This window comes from Brevinematales bacterium, assembly GCA_026415355.1.
Classification (GTDB): domain Bacteria; phylum Spirochaetota; class Brevinematia; order DTOW01; family DTOW01; genus SKYB106.
The window spans coordinates 1-651 of the sequence record JAOAHF010000051.1 but is presented as its reverse complement, the minus strand read 5'-3'; the positions used below and the strand labels follow the sequence as shown (position 1 = coordinate 651).

The window sequence follows — 651 nt, the reverse complement described above, 5'->3', positions numbered from 1 at the left end:
ATACAAAGGGGCTTGATGACGAAAAGATACAGTTTAGCAAAGAGATTAAAGAATTGGAAAAGAAACTTAACCAAAATATAGAATTGGAATCTTTCATTCTTTCCAAAACTCCATACGAACAACTAAAAAAAGGAATAAAATCTCCTCCTTCAAAAAATGAGTATATAGAACACCATGTTTTATTTTTAGAGGACTCAAGTTGGGTAGAAGACTTTTTCAAACATCTACGTTTACCTTTATCAGAACTTTCTTGAATTTTATTTGTGGTTGGAATATATGCTTCCGATGATTGTTTCCGAAATCCGAAATAGGTGAGACATCGGAGCTTAATATGAAGAGTTTTTCCTCTCAAAGATACATAGATCATATCTCCATCGGTCTTAATGAACTTCATTTACGCCTTTTTCCTGAAAATATTACTGATGTGCCAAGGTGGAAGTATTTCTCTGATCAAGTTGTTCTCTTTCAAGGATCAAGCTATCTTTGAAAGGGATTATTAAATAGTCTTTTATCTCTTTCCTGGTTTTCTCTTTTTCTTTTCTCCAGCATCTTCTTGGTCAATCTGTTGATAATCGCTTCAATTCAGGCTTCAATCTTTTCGCAATTTTCTGATCTTTTGAGTTTCACAACAGATGGTGAAAAGAGAAACTC

1 protein-coding gene is annotated in these 651 nt (G+C 33.3%); it reads left to right on the top strand.

Translation table 11 applies throughout. From position 1 onward, the window contains the following. On the top strand, positions 1 to 254 hold a 254-nt coding region (locus N2712_08000), incomplete at its 5' end, for a hypothetical protein (GenBank protein MCX8029919.1). Positions 255 to 651 lie beyond the last annotated feature (397 nt).